General features: G+C 71.2%; 12 protein-coding genes. 6 read left to right on the forward strand and 6 right to left on the reverse strand.

Annotation, left to right across the window (positions count from 1 at the left end; all coding sequences use genetic code 11):
* Positions 1 to 39 precede the first annotated feature (39 nt).
* A complete protein-coding gene (locus tag ACFWJX_RS32210) occupies positions 40 to 1,632 on the reverse strand; it encodes a VCBS repeat-containing protein (RefSeq protein WP_383249855.1) in 1,593 nt (530 codons plus the stop codon).
* A 41-nt stretch (positions 1,633 to 1,673) separates the two neighbouring features.
* Positions 1,674 to 3,176 (reverse strand): VCBS repeat-containing protein, encoded by a 1,503-nt coding sequence (locus tag ACFWJX_RS32215; RefSeq protein WP_383249856.1) that lies wholly within the window; start codon positions 3,174 to 3,176, stop codon positions 1,674 to 1,676.
* Positions 3,177 to 4,268: 1,092 nt separating this feature from the next.
* On the opposite strand from ACFWJX_RS32215, the gene ACFWJX_RS32220 reads away from it, so the two are divergent.
* Positions 4,269 to 4,400, forward strand: a complete 132-nt coding sequence (locus ACFWJX_RS32220) for a hypothetical protein (RefSeq protein ID WP_383249857.1) — start codon at positions 4,269 to 4,271, stop codon at positions 4,398 to 4,400.
* Between the two features lie 68 nt (positions 4,401 to 4,468).
* On the forward strand, positions 4,469 to 5,071 hold the full coding sequence (locus tag ACFWJX_RS32225) for an acyltransferase (protein ID WP_383249858.1): 603 nt from the start codon (positions 4,469 to 4,471) through the stop codon (positions 5,069 to 5,071).
* A gap of 72 nt (positions 5,072 to 5,143) precedes the next feature.
* On the opposite strand, the gene ACFWJX_RS32230 is transcribed toward ACFWJX_RS32225, so the two are convergent.
* Together ACFWJX_RS32230 and ACFWJX_RS32235 are read right to left on the reverse strand one after the other, a co-directional pair.
* Entirely contained in the window at positions 5,144 to 7,285 is a 2,142-nt protein-coding gene (locus ACFWJX_RS32230) for a glycosyltransferase (protein ID WP_383249859.1), read from the reverse strand.
* Between the two features lie 134 nt (positions 7,286 to 7,419).
* The gene (locus ACFWJX_RS32235; RefSeq protein ID WP_383249894.1) at positions 7,420 to 9,009 is read right to left on the reverse strand and encodes a glycosyltransferase family 4 protein; all 1,590 of its coding nucleotides are present in this window, start codon (positions 9,007 to 9,009) and stop codon (positions 7,420 to 7,422) included.
* A 343-nt stretch (positions 9,010 to 9,352) separates the two neighbouring features.
* On the opposite strand from ACFWJX_RS32235, the gene wecB reads away from it, so the two are divergent.
* The 4 genes from wecB (at position 9,353) to ACFWJX_RS32255 (ending at position 14,687) form a co-directional block, all read left to right on the forward strand.
* Positions 9,353 to 10,429, forward strand: coding sequence for a non-hydrolyzing UDP-N-acetylglucosamine 2-epimerase (wecB, locus tag ACFWJX_RS32240; RefSeq protein WP_383249860.1), 1,077 nt, complete (start codon positions 9,353 to 9,355; stop codon positions 10,427 to 10,429).
* A gap of 147 nt (positions 10,430 to 10,576) precedes the next feature.
* A complete protein-coding gene (locus ACFWJX_RS32245; RefSeq protein ID WP_383249895.1) occupies positions 10,577 to 11,902 on the forward strand; it encodes a glycosyltransferase in 1,326 nt (441 codons plus the stop codon).
* Positions 11,899 to 13,545 (forward strand): hypothetical protein, encoded by a 1,647-nt coding sequence (locus ACFWJX_RS32250; RefSeq protein ID WP_383249861.1) that lies wholly within the window; start codon positions 11,899 to 11,901, stop codon positions 13,543 to 13,545. The genes ACFWJX_RS32245 and ACFWJX_RS32250 overlap by 4 nt, the downstream gene beginning before the upstream one ends.
* Before the next feature lie 11 nt (positions 13,546 to 13,556).
* Positions 13,557 to 14,687: an acyltransferase family protein gene (locus tag ACFWJX_RS32255; RefSeq protein WP_383249862.1), complete on the forward strand. Its 1,131-nt coding sequence runs from the start codon at positions 13,557 to 13,559 to the stop codon at positions 14,685 to 14,687.
* Between the two features lie 68 nt (positions 14,688 to 14,755).
* Here the strand turns inward: ACFWJX_RS32255 and ACFWJX_RS32260 are convergent, their stop codons facing one another.
* On the reverse strand, positions 14,756 to 16,039 hold the full coding sequence (locus tag ACFWJX_RS32260) for a nucleotide sugar dehydrogenase (RefSeq protein ID WP_383249863.1): 1,284 nt from the start codon (positions 16,037 to 16,039) through the stop codon (positions 14,756 to 14,758).
* Positions 16,040 to 16,048: 9 nt separating this feature from the next.
* Entirely contained in the window at positions 16,049 to 17,728 is a 1,680-nt protein-coding gene (locus tag ACFWJX_RS32265; protein WP_383249864.1) for a glycosyltransferase family 2 protein, read from the reverse strand.
* Positions 17,729 to 17,809: the final 81 nt, after the last annotated feature.

Consider the following 17,809-nt stretch of genomic DNA (forward strand, 5'->3'; position numbering starts at 1 on the left):
TGGTGCGGCCGTCGGCCGCGTCGCTCGGTCGGGAGGCCGTCATCGGACGGTCGCTCCGAATGCACCGCTGCCTGCGGGGATGCCGCCCTCTCCGGGCTTCCAGGTCTGTGTCGGTGCGCTGCCCGTGGTGGCGTTCCACGGGAAGCCGTGTACGGCGCGTCCGTCGGCAGGGCCGTAGGGGACGCCCACGTACAGCAGCGCCGGACTGCTGCCGACGCTGATGCCCGCGTACGTACGCGACACCGGTCCGGAAGGAATGCCGGCGCCCGGCTCCAGCCACGCGTCCGAGGCGCCGGGCGCCCCGATGGCCGGGAGGATCTGGACGCCGCCGGCCTCCGGGGCTGCCTCCGTCGACTCCTCACCGGGCGCGCCGACGGCGAGGCGCATCGTGGCCGCCGTACTCACCACGTTGGTCGTGGTGTTGACCGCCGCGACCCGCTGGCCGAAGAAGTCGCCGGCCTCCGCATCGCCCTCGACCCCGTCGATGTTCTGGTCGATCCAGTTGAGGAGGGCGACCGTGCCGTCCGCCTTGAGGTGGTAGACGTGCACCGCCCCGGCGTCGACGGTGGTGCCGAGATCCTCGCCCGGGACGCCCACGGCGAGCACCGCGTCGGTGATCGTGGCCGCGCCCGCGGGCCGGTAGGGAGCCATGGCGAGCGCGCTGCCGTAGCGATCGTCGGTCTGGGCGGCGGCGTCCGGGCCCGGAGTGCGGCCCTGTCCCATGCCGAAGAGCGGCTCGGGAATGCCGTCGGCGTTGATCGACGGCCGGAAGGCCGCGACGCCGCCGGCGAAGGCGACGCTGCCGATGCTCTCGCCGGGGGCACCGACCACGAAGTGCCGGTCCGTGGCGGTGATCGAGGCGCCGAACCGGTCGTAGGGCTCGGCTTCCTCCCATACGCCGGTCGTGTCCTGCCCCACGGACGCCGCCTGGTAGTCGGTTCCGTAGACATAACCGAACAGGCCGATGTCCGCCCCGGCCGCGCCGTCCTCGCCCGGCACGCCCATGACCAGGAACGGGAAGCCGGTCGGCGAGGTGCCCGCCGCGACCGCGTAGCCGAGCCAGTCCTCGGGCTCTGGACCGCCGCCCAGCGGCTGGGTCTCGCCCTGGACGAAGCCCCTGCTGTTGAACTCCGACCCGACCGCGGTGGTCGAGCCGTAGATCACCTGCACGTATCCCGCGTCCTTGACGGTGCCGACGTCCTCGTACGGGATGCCGACGGCGAGGTCGGAGCAGCCGTCCTTGTTCGCGTCGTACACCGCCAGGGAGAAACCGAACCGGTCCCCGGCCTCGGGGCCGTCAGCCACGTTGGGCGTGTCCTGGGAGATCTCGACGACGCCCTTGCCGCCGCCGAGCACCACGTGGACCAGGCCTGCCCGCGCCTGACCCGACACGGCGGCATCGGGGTCGGCGATGGCCATATCGCGTATGCCGTCGCCGTTGAAGTCGGACTGTGCGCCGGCGCAGGTCCCGGCGGCCGCGGCCGGGGTGACCCCGGCCGTGACTCCGAACCCCATCAGTGCCACCACGATCGCGCCGACGGCACCCCGCCGACAGCCGTTGTTCCTTCTCGGCGGGTGCGCGGTGTCGTTCACGGCGTAGTGCCCCGCCTTCTCATGTCCGTCTGTGGACACGGGTGTCCTCCCCCATCACTTCTTGTCCGTCTGGAACGCCGTCAGCGGACGGTCGCCCCGAAGGCCACACCCGTCGCCGGGAGGCCGCCCTCGCCGGGCTTGATCGTCACCGTCGGTGCGCCGCCAGAGGCCACGTTCCACGGGAAGCCGTGGACCCCGCGGGCCTCGGCGGGGCCGTAGGGCATGCCGACGTACAGCACCGAGGGAGTGGCGGCCAGGGAGAGGCCGGCGAGCTGCCGCGGGGCGGGGATGCCCGGGACGCCGTAGCCGGGGTCGATCCACTGGTCGGAGGCACCGGGCGCGCCGACCAGCGGGACGATCTGGACGCCGCCCTTCTCCGCGTGCTCCTCGGACGACTCCTCGCCCGGTACGCCGATGGCGAGGCGGGTGGTGGTGGCCGTGGAGGTGGCGTTCGGGGAGGTGTTGACGGCGGCGAGCCGCTTGCCGAAGAAGTCGCCGGCCTCGGCCTCCTGGTCCACGTCGGCGGTGTTCTGGTCGATCCAGACGGTCTGGGTGAACGTGCCGTTGGCGGCGAGCTTGAACACCTGGACGGCGCCCGCGTCGACGGTGGTCAACAGGTCCTCGCCGGGCACGCCGACCGCGAGCAGCGACTCGGTGGTGGAGGTGGCACCGGAGGCCCGGTACGGGATCATGGCGAGCGCGGCACCGAACTGGTCGCCCACCTCGGGGGCGCCGCCGATCACGTCCTGGTCCTGGCCGAGCCCGCCGAGCGGCTTGGGCGAGTTGGAGGTGAGCGCGTGGCTGAAGAAGCCGACGCCGCCGGCGAAGGGAACGTCGCCGAGGGCTTCGCCGGGGGTGCCGACCGCGAAGTGGGTCGGGGTCGCGGCGAGCGTGGAGCCGTAGCGGTCGTCCTGCTCGGCCGTGCCGGGCACGGCGCCCGCCGTCTCGGTGTCCTGGTGGACGAAGGCGATGGTCTGCGCGGTGCCGCCGACGTAGTAGAAGCCGCCCGCGTCCTCGACGGTGCCGATGGACTCGCCGGGGTTGCCGATCAGCAGGTACGGCGCGCCGGCGGAGGTCTTGCCCGCGGCGAGCGAGTAGCCGACCCAGTCGTCGGTCTCGGTTCCGCCGCCCAGGGGCTTGTCGGCGCCCTGGTAGAACTCCTTCACCGGCTTGCTGCCGGCGTTCAGCCCGCTCGTGGAGCCGTACAGGAGGTGCACGAACCCGGCGTCGGCCGCGGTGCCCAGGTCCTCGTACGGCGAGCCGATCACGAGGTCGCTGCATCCGTCGAGGTCGGCGTCGTAGACGGCCAGCGCGTAGCCGTACCGGTCGCCCGGCTCGGGTGCGCCGGGGACGTTGTCGGGCGCCTGAGAGACCGTCAGGACGCCCTTGCCCCCGCCGTAGACGACGTGGACGACACCCGCCTTCGACACGCCGTCGACGGTCGCCTCCGGGTCGGCGATCGCCGTGTCCCGGATGCCATCCCCGTTGAAGTCCGAGTCGACCCCGGACGGACACGCGACCGCGGCGACGGCCGGTGTGCCACCGGCTCCGAGGCCCCAGGCCAGCAGCGTCCCTGTCACCACTGCGGCGGCGCTGTGCCGCCATGTTCTGCCCACGGTAAACACAGCTCTGCCCCCGCAGATAAAGAGATCCTAAAGAGAAGTCACCGGATCATCGCTGCGCGTGATGTGCCCATGCAAGAGTTCCCTTGGTCACCAGAACATGACAAGAATCACAGGAATCACACATTGGCTTCACGAGTGTCACCTATGCCAAGGGGTACCCCAGTTGGGCCCGCGGCGGCCGTGCGCTTGCCTCCGCTACGGGGAACACCTCACCCCCCCCACCCGCGCCGGGAGAGCCCCGCCCGGCTCGGCATGACCAGCGGCCGGCACGGTGCCCCAGGCCTCCGTCCCGAAGGTCGTCGAGTACCAGAAGCGCCCGGTGAGTTCATCGAGGGGGCACATCAGGTCGTTGCGGGACACGCCTGATCGCCGGCGGAACTTCACCTCTCCTCAGTCCAGTTGACCAAGCCCCAGATCCCCTTGGCGAGGGCGACCGCCTTGCTCCACTCCCACGGCGCCCCACACTTCGTCGCCAGCTTGCCGACCAATCCACCGGCGAAGCGAAGCTCGTCGCTACGTTGGCCAGCGTGAAGCCGTACGCGTACGCGGCGAACCCCATGTCGGCGAAACCCGAACTGCCCTCTCCCGGTCGCCGAGACGCTGCCCGCCACGGAGTGAACCGGCACAATGCTCCCCCTCAGGGGCATCGGTCATGTTGCCGTCGACCCCCTGCCGGGAGCCGAGGCTCGGCGTTCCCTGACTGATACCAACTGCCGATCCACAGACGAGATGCTCCAAGCCCGCGTCCTTCACTCCGCGGACGCCCTCATCAGGGCATCCCGACGGCAATGCCGCTGCCACCATCCAGGTTCGCGTCATACACAGCGGACGAGAAGCCGAACCGATCGCCCGCCTCAGCAGCGTCGGAGACGCTCGGCGTGTCCCGAAACGATTCCGGCCCAGCCCTGACACGAGAAGCGTCAGCGCAGCGACGGCAACGTTCCTGCGCCGCCGCCCTGCCCCAGCCCGGACACCAGAAGTCTCCATCCCCGCACAGTCGATCGACCATGACGGACCCTTTACCGCTCCCTCACCTTTCACCAGGCATACATGTCCGACATGATCACCACCAAGTGGTCACGGCGTGCCATCGTCAACGGCCGGCCCATGGTCCACATCACCGCGGGCGGGCTGACCGGCTACTGGGCACCCGCCGGACCGGTCCTCACCGACGGCCACTAGTCCCCCACGCCCGTCCGGCCGCGTATGCTCACCGGGCGTAGCAGCCACCCCGGAAGCGAGAGAACGAAGTGAACTACAGGGTCCAGCCCAGCGCTCAGGTCGACGACACCGCCGAGATCGGCGCCGGCAGCAGCGTCTGGGACCTCGCGCAGGTCCGCGAGGGCGCCCGCCTCGGCGAGGGCTGTGTGATCGGCCGTGGCGCCTACGTCGGCACGGGCGTGCGCATGGGTGACAACTGCAAGCTCCAGAACTACGCGCTGGTGTACGAGCCGGCCGAGCTGGGCGACGGTGTCTTCATCGGCCCCGCCGTGGTCCTCACCAACGACCACAACCCGCGTTCCGTGGACCCCGAGGGCAAGCAGAAACGGGGCGGCGACTGGGAGGCCGTGGGTGTGAAGATCGCCGACGGCGCGTCGATCGGGGCGCGTTCCGTCTGCGTCGCGCCGCTCACCATCGGCCGCTGGTCCATGGTCGCGGCCGGAGCCGTCGTCACCAAGGACGTGCCGGACTTCGCCCTGGTCGTGGGCGTCCCCGCCCGCCAGGTCGGCTGGGTCGGCCGGGCGGGTGTCCGGCTGGCCGAGCGCGCCGGGGAGAACGGCGTCTGGGAGTGCCCGCAGACCGGGGAGCTGTACGACGAGACGGACGGCGTCCTCGTCGAGCGGGCGGTCTGACACACGCGGACGTGAAAGGGGGCCGGCGGCGTACCGAGTACGCTGCCGGCCCCCTTCGCGTGTCCGGGGCTGTTACGCCTTGTTCCCCAGCAGCAGCCGGTCGAACTCCAGGCCCACCACGGACCAGTCCCACGTCGCCAGCGCGTGCTTGGCGGCGGGCTCCGTGGCGGCGCGCCAGTTCTCCTCGGTCTGGGTCAGCGCCAGGATCCGCTGCGCGGCCTCCTCCGGCGTCGAGACGACCCAGTCGGCCGGGAAGAGGGTCCGCGGTCCGCTCTCCAGCGACGCGAAGAACGGCCAGTCACGGACCACCGGGAGTGCCCCGCTGACCACGCCCTCGACCAGACCGCAGTGGAAGCTCTCGCGCACCGAGCTGCTGAGAATGACGCCGACGCCGGTGAGCGCCGCGGGCACGTCGTCGGTCTGTCCGACCCGATGCACGGCGCCGGCCGCCTCCAGCTCCTCCAACTCGGGCTGGAGCAGGTCGTCGTAGGCCCGGACGGCGGCGCTCGCCTTGCGGTTGAGGCCCTCGCCGATGATGACCAGGCGGTAGCGCTCGTCCTTCTCGCGCAGCAGCCTCAGCACCTGGAGCGTCCAGCGCGGGTCCTTGGCCACCGCGCTCACGCCGACCAGCCCGAGGACGAAGCGGACGTCGGCGTCGGCCTTCTCCCGCTGGAACGGCGCCAGGTCCATCGCGTTGGCTATCACGTGCGTCGTGGCCGTGCCGGGCCCGGCCAACTGCGGCACCACCTTCTCCGTCAGCTCGCGCAGGTGGTCGCTGACCAGGATCAGGTCGTCCACCCGGGTGAAGTCCACGACGTGCGGCCACCAGGCGAACACCTCGTAGCTGTGCAGCCGGACGATGACGCGCGTGGTGCCGGGGTCGACGACCGTGAAGAGGCCGGCCGCGTTGGTGCACCAGTCGACGAAGACCGTGTCCGCCCAGTCGAGATGGGGCCGCAGGGCCTCCTCGACCTTGTCGTGGAACGCGGGCTGACCGCCCAGCGCGTGCTCCGTGATCCGCTTGAGGCCCTTGGCCAACGGCCGGATCGTGTCGTCCTCGTTGACGTCGAGATAGCGGATCTCGACCTCGGGATGATTCTCGTAGCGCTCCCGGATGGCCCGCAGGAAGCTGGGGTTCGCGTACGTCGTGACCAGCAGCCGCAGCGGGCGGCCGGTCGGCGCGGGGGCGGCGGCCAGGGCTCGCCCGCGCGGCGCGGACAGCGCCTTGAAGGCGACGCTCTTGCGGAAGACCGCGAGGTAGCCCTCCGGGTCCTTCGCCATCGGCGAGGACGTGCCGTCGAAGTGCAGACCGCGGTTGAAGGCGAGGGAGAAGGCGGTGGAGAGCTGGTCGGCCGCCGCCGAGAAGTCCTTCTTCTTGTACCGCTGGTCCGCGAGGTTCAGCGCGGCCTCGATGGCCTTCGCCCGGACCCCGGGGTTGTCGTGGCCACGGGCCAGGTCGGCGCGTGCGGCGTCGGCGAGCAGGGCGGCGCTGAGCTTTCGGTTGGCGATGCGGTCGGCGGCCTGGTTGAGCACGATCGTGGCGCCGGTCTTGCGGCCGCCCTTCGCCATGCTCAGGCTCACCCGGCGGGCCAGCTTGGCGCGCATGCCGTCCGGCACCTTCGGTGCGACGACCGCGGTCCGCCAGGCCTTGGCGCCGATCGAGGTGCGCATCACGGCGGGCGAAGAGGCCCGGCGCAGCACCGCACCGGCACCGTGCCGCACGGAACGCTTCGTGGTACGCAGCGTCACCGCCGGGGACGGAACGGTGCGCACGGCGTCACGCAGCGCGTAGTGCATCCGGTGCTCGCCGCGCGCCTGGAGCGCCCGCAGCCCGGGAGCGACGCCGAAGACCGCGTCGGCCCGCCGGTTGCGCTCGGCGAGCCGCCAGACGGTGTAGACGGCGTTGGCGTCCAGGGCGACGAGGACCTGCGCCTTGCGTGCGTGGCCACGCACCCAACGGCTGCGCTCCGCGCTCGCCCAGGTCCTGCGGGACGGCGGAAGCTTCGCGATGCGCTTGACGAACGCGTTACCCCGCTCGGCGGTCACCTCGGACAGGGAGCACACGTCGGCCGCGTCGAGGACGCCGTCCACCGCTTCCCGGTCGAAGAGTCCGGCGAGGTGCACGGTCGCTCCCGCAGCCCGGAACTGCTCGACGGCGGCTTTGAGCATCGAGAGCGTCGGCGCCGTGCCGGCGATCAGGAGTACATGGGTCATGCGAGGAGGTCCTCCACCTGTTCTGCGTTCCGTTCCGGGGGACGTGCCGTGGGACCGTCGGCCCGGTGGGGAGGCGCGGGGCGAGCCCCGCTGCCACTCCTCACCGGGCCGACGGGCCGGTCACAGCCGTCCCGTCAGACGGTGCTCTCGTACCCGGAGCCCTCCGGCTCCGCCGTCGGGGCCGGCCTGCTCCGGTCCTTCGGCGCGGCCGGCGCCTCGGTGCCGGGCAGCAGCCGGCTGTAGATCTCGTCCAGGACGACGGCCTGCGCCTCCCAGGTCCACTTCGCCAGCAGCTCCGGGTCCTCGTAGGCCTTGCGGTAGCGGCCCGGGTTGGCGAGCACGGCCTTGACGGCGCGGACGTAGTCCTCGACGTCCTGGGCCTTGAAGACCTCGCCCTGGCCGGTCCTCTCGACCATCTCCGCCATGGTGCGGATGTCGCTGACCACCAGCGGCAGCCGGGCCTGGGAGTACTCGAAGAACTTGTTGCTCAGGGCCAGTTCGTGGTTCGGCAGGTGGTGCAGCGGGCTGACCGCAGCGTCCGCCGTGGACAGGAACTCGGGCACCTGCCAGTGCGGCACGAACGGCAGGACGTGCACACGGTCGCCGACGCCCAGCTCCTCGATCAACTCGATGATCTTGGCGGTGGCGGGGAACGGCTTGCCCGAGGGCGGCAGGGAGACCAGCGCGACATGCACGTCGGGCATCTTGACGAGACCCTCGATCATGGTCTCGACGCCGCGCACCGGGTTGATGCCGCCGCAGTAGGCCAGCAGCGGGGTGTCCTCGTCGATCCCGCACAGTTCGCGCAGGTTCGGCGTGGGCTCGACGTCGGCCACCTCGTCCGGCGCCGGCTGCATCACCGGGGCGTTGAGGACGACGTACGGCGTCTCCTTGAGCTTGTGGCCCTTGACCAGCAGCTCGGCGAGCGAGGGGGAGACGGTGATCACGGCGTCGGAGAACACCGCGTGCTCCTTCTCCCAGGCCACGTGGCCCGGGAGCCAGCGCTCGTGGTGGGAGTGCAGGCCGGGGACGAACTCGTGCGCGTCCCAGACCAGCTTGACCGGGTGTCCGGCGGCCCGGAGCCGGACGGCGGCACGGGCGCCGACGCCGAGCATGCGGAAGTCGTGCGCGTGGATCAGGTCGGGCTCGAGCTCGTCGATGTGCTTGGCGAAGGCGAGTTCGTAATCCCACAGGTAGGGCAGCAGCTTGCGCCAGGCGCGCTCGCCCTTGGACACCTGCCAGAACTTGATGATCGCCTTGTCGAGCGGCGTGTCGAACTTCGTGCGCTTGCGCTTGGCCCGGCGCGTGGCACGGGACCGCAGACCGACCCACTTGCTGGTGGCCTTGGCCGCGGCCTTCGGCACCATCAGCCGGGCCGGCGAACCGCCGGCGCTCGGCTTGCCGGGTCCGTCGGCCTTGGCCGCGGCCGCACGGAAGCGGAGGTCGGCGCGCCAGGCCTTCACCTGCTGCTTGCGGAACGAGGCGACGTCGGACGACCGGTACGCGAGCGGGCTGCGGTAGCGCAGCCCCTTCAGTTCCTGCCTGCGGTGCGACAGCGGACTCGGCTTGGGCACCAGCCGGACCTCGGCTTCACCGATGTTCCAGGTCTGGATCTCACGGGTGTTGGAGATGCCGAAGAGGATGACGTCCCATCCCGCTTCCGCGGCGGACCGGGCCGACTTCTGGACCCGGGAGTCGTTCCTGACTCCGTTGTCCACGAGCATCACGATTCGGCCTCGGGATCCCTTGGGCCGGCGCTGCCCGTCAGCGCTGTCGAGCTCCATATATACGTGTGCCTTTCGTGATCTGAAGCTTCTGGCACGTTGCAGGAGCCCGCACGGAGGATCGAGCTCGCACACCAGTTCCGTTCAAAGCGGGCGTCTCGTGCATCGCACTTACGCGCAGACGGCACGGCCACATAACCCGGCCCGCATCAAAGCATACCGGCAGTGAGCCCCAGGCCCCTGCCCAGCCCGCTACCGCCCCCGGGCACGCGCCGTCAATCACGGACACGCCCGTATGATCGGGGTTCGGTCGTCAGTCGCTTATTCGGCAGGAGCAGTACACGTGAAGGTCATCAGTGTCGTGGGGGCACGCCCCCAGCTGGTCAAGCTCGCCCCCATCGCGGCCGCTTTCGCCGACACACCCCACGAGCACGTCATCGTGCACACGGGCCAGCACTACGACGCGGACCTCTCCGATGTCTTCTTCTCCGGCCTGGGCATCCCGGACCCCGACGTCCACCTGGGTGTCGGTTCGGGCGGCCACGGCGCACAGACCGGTGCGGTGCTCGCCGCCATGGACAAGGTGCTGGAGACGGAGAAGCCCGACTGGGTGCTGGTGTACGGCGACACCAACTCGACCGTCGCCGGCGCGCTCTCGGCGGTGAAGCTGCACTACCGGGTCGCCCACCTGGAGGCCGGTCTTCGCTCCTTCAACCGGCGGATGCCCGAGGAGCACAACCGAGTCCTCACCGACCACGCCGCCGACCTGCTGCTCGCCCCGACCGAGGAGGCCATGCGCCACCTCGCGAACGAGGGCCTGGCCCAGCGCTCCACGCTCGTCGGGGACGTCATGGTGGACGTCTGCCTGCGCATCCGCGACGCCGTCCTCGCCGGTGAGCACCCGCGCCCGGCGCTGCCCGAGGGCATCGACGCGGACGCCCCGTACCTGGTGGCGACGTTGCACCGGCCGGACAACACGGACGACCCCGAGCGCCTCGCCGCCATCATCGGCTCACTGGCCGCGCTGCCCGTCCCGGTGGCTCTGCTGGCGCACCCGCGCCTGGTGGCCCGCGCCGAGGAGCACGGCCTGAAGCTGAACCAGGGTGCGGTGCACGTCGGCCGTCCGCTCCCCTACGCCGGTCTCGTGGGCGCCGTCCTCGGCTCCGCCGGTGTCGTCACCGACTCGGGCGGTCTCCAGAAGGAGGCCTTCCTGCTGGAGCGCGCCTGCACCACCATCCGTCCGGAGACCGAGTGGGTCGAGACCCTCGAGGGCGGCTGGAACGTGCTCGTGCCGAACCCGCACGAGACCCAGGACTTCACGGAGCTGGCCACCCGCCCCGCTCCCGACACCGAGCGCGGCACGCCGTACGGTGACGGGAACGCCGCGGTGCGCGCAGTGCAGGCGATCGTCGAGGGCTGATCCCGCCGCCCGTCCCGTCACCGTTCATCAGTCTCTCGGAGCACCCCCTTGCGAAACGTGATCAAGCGCCTCAGCCCGCCGGCTCCGGGCGCGGTCCCGTCCGGCACCAGGACCACGGGGCCGCGGCCCGACGGCGTCCGACCGCACATGATCTACCTCGCCATCGGCTTCCCGCCGGCGGCGAAGAGCTGTGCGTACCGCATGCGCGAGACGGCGAACAAGTTCGTCGAACTCGGCTGGGACGTCACCGTGCTCACCATCGCGGAGGAGTCCTGGGAGCGGGAGTACGGCCTGGACCACACGCTCTCCGACCCGGTGGACCCGCGAGTGCGGGTCGTCGAACTCCCGCTGGCCCGTGAGGACCTGGAGACCGACATCCGGCTGTTCACCGAGGACCGGGCGCTGAACCCGATCCGGTGGATGCAGCGGGAGCGGGAGCGGCACCTGGAGCATTTCCCCGAGCCGGTGTTCGGCGGCTGGCGGTCGGCGCTGGAGCAGGGTGTCCTGGACATCCACCGCGAGTTCCCGGCCGACATGCTGCTGGCGAGCTGTGCCCCGTACGTGAATCTGGCCGCCGCCTGGAAGCTGTGGGAGACCCACAAGGTCCCTTACGCGATCGACTTCCGGGACGGCTGGTCGGTCGACGTCATCGGCGGCGGCGAGGCCTTCACCCGGGACTCGGAGGCCGGTCAGTGGGAGGAGCGCGTCCTGTCGGACGCGACCGCGATCTGGTGCGTCAACGACCCGATCGCGGACTTCTACCGGGAGCGCTACCCGGACCTGGCCGAGCGGGTCCACGTCGTGCGCAACGGCTTCGACCCGGACAGCGTTCCGGAGGTGCACGGCGAGCCTGCCGCCGAGGAGGGCCTGACCTTCGGTTACCTGGGTTCCGTGAACTTCAAGCCCGCGTTCCTGGCCACCGTCCTGGACGGCTGGCGTGCCGCGCGCGAGCGCGATCCGCTCGTGGCGCGTTCCCGGTTCGAGATCCGCGGCCACATCGGCGCGGGCGCCAGCCGTGAGGCCAACGCCCATATGACGCTGATCCGGCAGGCCGAGGCCGACGGAGTGCTGTTCGGCGGCCCGGTGGCCAAGGCGGAGGTCGCGGCGACCTACGGCCGCTGGGACGCGCTGGTCCTGATGCTGGTCGGCGGCCGGTTCGTCACCTCGGGCAAGGTGTACGAGTTCATGGCCTCGGGGCTGCCCGTGGTCTCCTGCCACGAGGTGGACCACGACGCTTCCCACGTGCTTGCGGGGCACCCGCTGTGGACCGGCGCCGTCGGTCTGGACGCGGAGGGTATCGCGGACTCGTTCGTGAAGGCGGCCAGGATGGCCGTGGAGGCCACCCCCGAGCAGCGGGCCGAGGCCCGCGCCCACTCCGCGAGGTTCACCCGTGGCCTGCTGATGGCCCCGGCCGCCGAGCAGCTCTCCCATGCTGTGCGGCCGGCGCTCCTCGCCGGGGGCTCGGGGGCATGACGAAGGTCCGACGGGGGATCCGCGCGGTGGCCCGCGGGGCGCTGCACCCACGGGTGCTGCGCACGGATGCGGGGGCCCGCGCCTGGCGGCTCGTGGTGACCGCGCCAGGACTGTCCGATGCGGTGCGTTCCCGGCTCGCCCGCCGGGTGGGCGGCGGCCTCGACCAGGCCAACCGCCCCGAGGGCGCGGTCCTCGCACTCAGCTCCGCGGCCCGCCGTACGACCGGTGCGCGCCACCGGGCCGACCTGCTCGGTGAGGCCGCGCGGGTCGAACTGGCCCGTGGCCGGGCCCCGCGCGCACTGGCCGCCGCCGTCTCCGCCGAACTCGCCTGGGCCGACGCCCGGTGGGCCGACGCGGACATCAGGGGGGCCGCCGCCTCCGCCGTCACGGCGCTCCAGCTCGCGTTCCACCGGGTGCTGCATTTCGACCGCACCAGCTCGCCGCTCGCCGACGACCCGCGGGCGTACACCGCTCCCCTGCGCGCCAGTACGACCGTCCGGGCGCTGACGAAGGGGACCGGCCGCGCCACGCCGTCCACCGCGCCGGCCGGACGGCCGCTGCGCCTGCTCTTCGTCACGCGCGGCAACGACAACTTTCTCCACCGGATCCGCGGCCACTACGAGGACCACCCCGATGTCGAGGTGCGCTCCCTGGACCTGAGGGACGAGCCGGCGCTCGACAAGCTGGCCACCTCCCTGACCCGGATCGCGGCCCACCGCCTGGGCGGCGACGAGGAGTTCGGCCGGCAGGCCGAGGAACTGCTGCGTCCCCACCTGGACTGGGCCGACACCGTCTTCGTCGACTGGTGCGTCGGTCCCGCGGCACTGGTCACCTCCGTGGACCCCGGCACCACCCGGATCGTCGTACGCCTGCACAGCGCCGAGACCTTCAGTCCGTGGCCTTACCTGGTCGACTTCTCACGTGTGGACGACCTGGTGTTCGTCGGCGCCCATCTGCGGGACCTGACCGTGGCGACCGTGCCGCAGCTGTCCTCGGACGGGGCGCCCCGGCTGCACGTCGTCGCCAACGCCATGGACCTGGCGTCCCATGTCCGCCCGAAGGCGGACGACGCCCGGTTCACGCTCGGTCTGACCGGCATCTCGTCGGTGGCCAAGGATCCCCGGTGGGCGATCCAGGTGCTGCGGATCCTGCGCGCCCAGGACACTCGCTACCGGCTGTTCCTGCTCGGCGAGGACGTGGACGCCAAGCTCAGCGCCGCGTCCCGCGCCTACGCCCGGCACTACCGCCGGGACGTGGCCGAACTGGAACCCTCGGGCGCCCTGCGCAGGCTCGGCCAGCTGGACGACGTGCCCGCCGCGCTGACCGAGGTCGGCGTGATCCTCAGCTCCTCCGTGCGGGAGAGCTTCCACTGCGGGTTCGTCGAGGGTGCCGCGAGCGGGGCCGTGCCGGTGGGCCGGGACTGGCCGTTCTTCGCGGGCAAGGCCAACGGTGCCCGCACGCTGTTCCCCGCCGACTGGGTGGTGGGCTCGGCTCAGGAGGCCGCCGACCGGATCCTCGAGGTCACCTCGACCGCCGAGGGCTGGCGAAAGGCCGCCCAGGCGGCTTCCGCGTACGCCCTGGAATCCTGGGACTGGCCGGTCGTGCGCGCGGAGTTCGACCGTCTACTGCTCCCCGACCACTGAAGGACCGCTCCGTGACCTCGATACCGGCGCCCGGTCGCGACCGACTGCCGTCGCTGACCGGGCTCCGATTCTGGGCGGCGCTCCTCGTCGTCCTGTACCACCTGTCACGGCAGGTCGGCACCGTCCCGGGGCTCAGCGAAGCGGTCTGGTACGGCCGTAGTGGCGTAACGTTTTTCTTCGTTCTGTCCGGCCTCGTGCTCGCCTGGACCTACGACGGTGCACACGTGCCCTCCAAGGTCTTCCTGTGGCGCCGCTTCGCCCGGATCTGGCCGCTCCTCGCCGTCAGCACCGCCCTTTCGGTCGCCGTTTGGGCCGTCATGGACCGGGCCGTGTCCCTCAAGGCCGTGGCCGCGACACTGCTGTTGGTGCACGCCTGGTTCCCCGAGCCGGTCATGTTCACCGGCGGCAACCCGGCCGCCTGGTCACTCACCGACGAAGCCTTCTTCTACCTGGTCTTCCCCGCCCTGCTGGCCCTGCTGGCAGGGCGGCGCGCCAGGACCTGGGCGTGGACCGCGCTCGCCGTCACCTGCGCCGCCCTCGTCCTGTGGCCCGCACTGTCCGGCCTGCAGCCCACCACCCGTAGCTGGGCTCTGGACTACCTGCCACTGACCCGCTCGCTCCAGTTCGTGCTGGGCGTGGTGGCGGGACTGGCCCTCAAACGCGGCTGGCGTCCCCCCGTCTCCCTGCCGGTGGCCGTCGGGCTCGTCGTCGCCTGGCATCTGGCCCTGATCCCCTGGCACCACGCCGTTCCCGACGCCCTCTGGTACAGCCCCTACACCGCCTCGCAGTGGCTCTCGGCGCCGATCTTCGCGGCCCTGATCTGCGCCGCCGCCCATGCCGACCTCGACGGCCGCCGCACCGGCCTCGGCGGGCCGTGGATGATCCGGCTGGGCCACTGGTCGTTCGCCTGGTACCTCATCCACGAGATCGTGATCCGCGCCGCCGTCTTCCACTGGGGCAAGCCCGCCCCCGGCGGCGCCACCCTCGTCTTCTGGGCGGGCGTCCTCCTGGCCAGCCTGGCCACCGCCGGCGCCGCCTACCAGTGGGTGGAACACCCCGCCGAGCGATGGCTGCGCCGGATCGGCCCCGCCGTCCACCGCACCCGGCGGCCTGAGACCCCCGCGCCCGTGAACGCTCACTGAAACGCCTCCGGCCCCTGCCCCGTACGAATACGGGGCAGGGGCCGGAGGCGTGGCCCCACGGGGCTTGTTCAGCCGCCGATGACAACCCGCCGGACGCCCTTCCAGGCCTCCGGGTCGGTCGTACGGCGACCGTCGACGAGGACCGTGACGTCCGGCAGGTCGGCCGGGGTCAGAGAGCGGTACTCGGCGTGGTCGGCCTGGAGGATCGCGGCCGTGACCTTCTCGCCGGCGTGCGGGGTCAGACCGTGCGCCGCCAGCTCCTCGTCCGTGTACATCGGGTCCGACACGAACGGGACCGCGCCGCGCGCCCTGAGCGCCTCGACGGTCGGGAAGACGCCCGAGAACGCGGTCTCCTTGACGCCACCGCGGTAGGCGGCGCCCAGCACGAGCACGTTCACCCCGCTCAGGTCGCCGTAGGCGGCGGCCAGCAGGTCGACGGCGTACTCCGGCATCGCGGCGTTCGCCTCACGCGCGGAGCGCACGACGGTCGCGGCCGGGTCGTTCCACAGGTACATCCGCGGGTAGATCGGGATGCAGTGCCCACCGACGGCGATGCCGGGCTGGTGGATGTGGCTGTACGGCTGCGAGTTGCAGGCCTCGATGACCTTCTTGACGTCGATGCCGTTGCTGTCGGCGAAGCGCGCGAACTGGTTCGCCAGGCCGATGTTGACGTCCCGGTAGGTGGTCTCGGCGAGCTTGGCCAGCTCGGAGGCCTCCGCGGTGCCCAGGTCCCACACACCGTTGGCCTGCGGCAGATCGGCGCGCTCGTCGAAGTCGAGGACCTGCTCGTAGAACTCCACACCGCGGGCCGTCGACGCCTCGTCGACGCCGCCGACCAACTTCGGGTAGCGGCGCAGGTCGGCGAAGACCCGGCCGGTCAGGACCCGCTCCGGGGAGAACACCAGGTGGAAGTCCTCACCGGCGGTCAGACCCGAACCCTCGGCCAGCATCGGCGCCCAGCGGGTGCGCGTGGTGCCGACCGGCAGCGTGGTCTCGTACGAGACGAGCGTGCCCGGCTTCAGACCCTGGGCGATCGCCTTCGTCGCGGAGTCCATCCAGCCGAAGTCCGGCACACCGTCGGCGTCGACGAACAGCGGCACGACCACGACGACGGCCTCGGACTCGGCGACCGCGGACGCGGTGTCCGTCGTCGCGCTCAGCAGGCCGGCGTCGACGGCCTGCTTGAGCTTGACGTCGAGGTCGTACTCACCCGGGAAGGGCTCGACACCGGCGTTGACCAGCTCGACGACCTTCTCGTTGACGTCCGCACCGATGACCCGGTGGCCCTTGGACGCGAACTGCACGGCCAGCGGAAGCCCGATCTTGCCGAGCGCTACTACACAGATGTTCATGGACGGTGGCTACTTCCTTCTGGAACCGTTCGGCTTCTTGGAACCGATCGACTTCAAGCCGACGGCACGGGACTTCAGCCTCCGGGCGAAACGCAGCAGCGCCTCGCGGGCCAAGTCCCTCTTCGGTGGGTACATCCGGGCCGTGTCGATCACCACACGGCCCTTGTCGTTCACCAGGGCCGACGCACGGTACGGATCCGCGTCCCGGCCCCACCGACGGGCCAGCGGCATGGGCAGTCCCTTGCCGCGCACGGGGATCTCGTACGTCCGCCCCGCGAGGTCCAGGTAGACCCGGACCCCCAGCTTGGCCGTGACCTGCTCGAGCGGGACCCGGGCGTGCAGCACGGTGCCGGAGCCGTTCTCGGCGGGCTTGAGCGTCATGTCGCCCACCGGCGCCGGAAGGCTGTGACCCTCCTTCAGCCGGCGTGCCCCTGGCTTGTCCGCCGACTTGGGCATGGCCCCCTTGACCAACCGCAGCACGGCCCCGCCGACGTCACCGACGACGGGCACCCGCACGGACGCGGTGTAGGTGAGGCCGTCTCCCTGCTGTTCCCAGTCGGAGCCGAGCAGCTCGGTGCCCTGTGCCAGCGGACCGGGGACGGACTCCCCGAGCAGCTCGTAGGTGCGGTCGGACAGGCCGATGCGCGGGTCGCGGAAGCCGGGATAGCGGGCGAAGGCCCGACCGCCCTCTAGGAGGTACGTCGCGCCGCGCTCCTGCTCGGAGGTGATCGCGTCGCACAGCTCGTCGATCGCCCCCGCGTGCGCCAGGGCGATGCGCACCCGGCGCTTGACGTCCATGGCGTCACGGATGCCGTCGGTGAAGTAGACGTCGGCGAGCCGCGCGATGCCCGCACAGACCTGCCGCTGCACCTCTCGGTCCAGGCCGGGGAAGTCGTCCTGGACGAGCTTGGCCAGCTCCCAGGTGAAGTGCCGGCGCAGCACGGCGTCACGCTTCGGACCGGCCTCGATGAGCTCGGCGGTGAAGTCCATGATCTCCGCCGTGGCCCGCAGCCGCGCCAGATGATCGGCGCGGTAGGTGATGTTGCTGGCGTCGCCCCGCTTGACCGCGAAGTAGCAGATGTAGTCGGCCACCACCGAGATCTTCCGGGCGCGCACACACGCCTCGATGGTGAACGGCTGGTCGCTGCCCACCGGAAGGTGCTCGGGGAAGCGCAGCTTGTGCTTCTCGACCAGTTCCCGCCGGAACAGTTTGGTGTTGGCCAGGGTGAACGGCAGTTCGGAGTCGTACAGGCTGACGTCCGGGTCGTTCTCCTTGTACAGCGCCTGATGGACGTACCGGCCGTTGGTGCCGACCATCTTGCCCACCACGACGTCCGAGTCGTTCTGGTCGGCGCACTCCACCATGCGCTCCAGGGCTTCCTCACCGAGGTAGTCGTCGGAGCCTATGAAGTACACGTACCGGCCGGTGGCCACCTCCAGCGCCCTGTTGCTGGGCGCGGCCGGGCCACCTGAGTTCGGCTGGTGGAGCACCTTGACGGTGTCCGGGTGCAGCGCCGCGAACCGGTCGAGTTCGCGGCCACTGTCGTCGGTGGAGCCGTCGTCGACGGCGACGATCTCCAGCCGGTTCCGTCCGATGCTCTGTCCGAGGAGCGAGTTCAGGCACTCCGTCAGGTAGGGCATCGTGTTATAGACCGCGACAATGACGCTGACGTCAGGCGCAGTACTCATGCTCCGGCTCCTGGTCTCCGACAGCCGATGGCCGGCTGGGTCCTGCGGGGAAGGTCTCACAGAACATAGGAGTCCCGCCGA

The sequence above is a fragment of the Streptomyces sp. NPDC058335 genome (assembly GCF_042723915.1).
GTDB lineage: Bacteria > Actinomycetota > Actinomycetes > Streptomycetales > Streptomycetaceae > Streptomyces.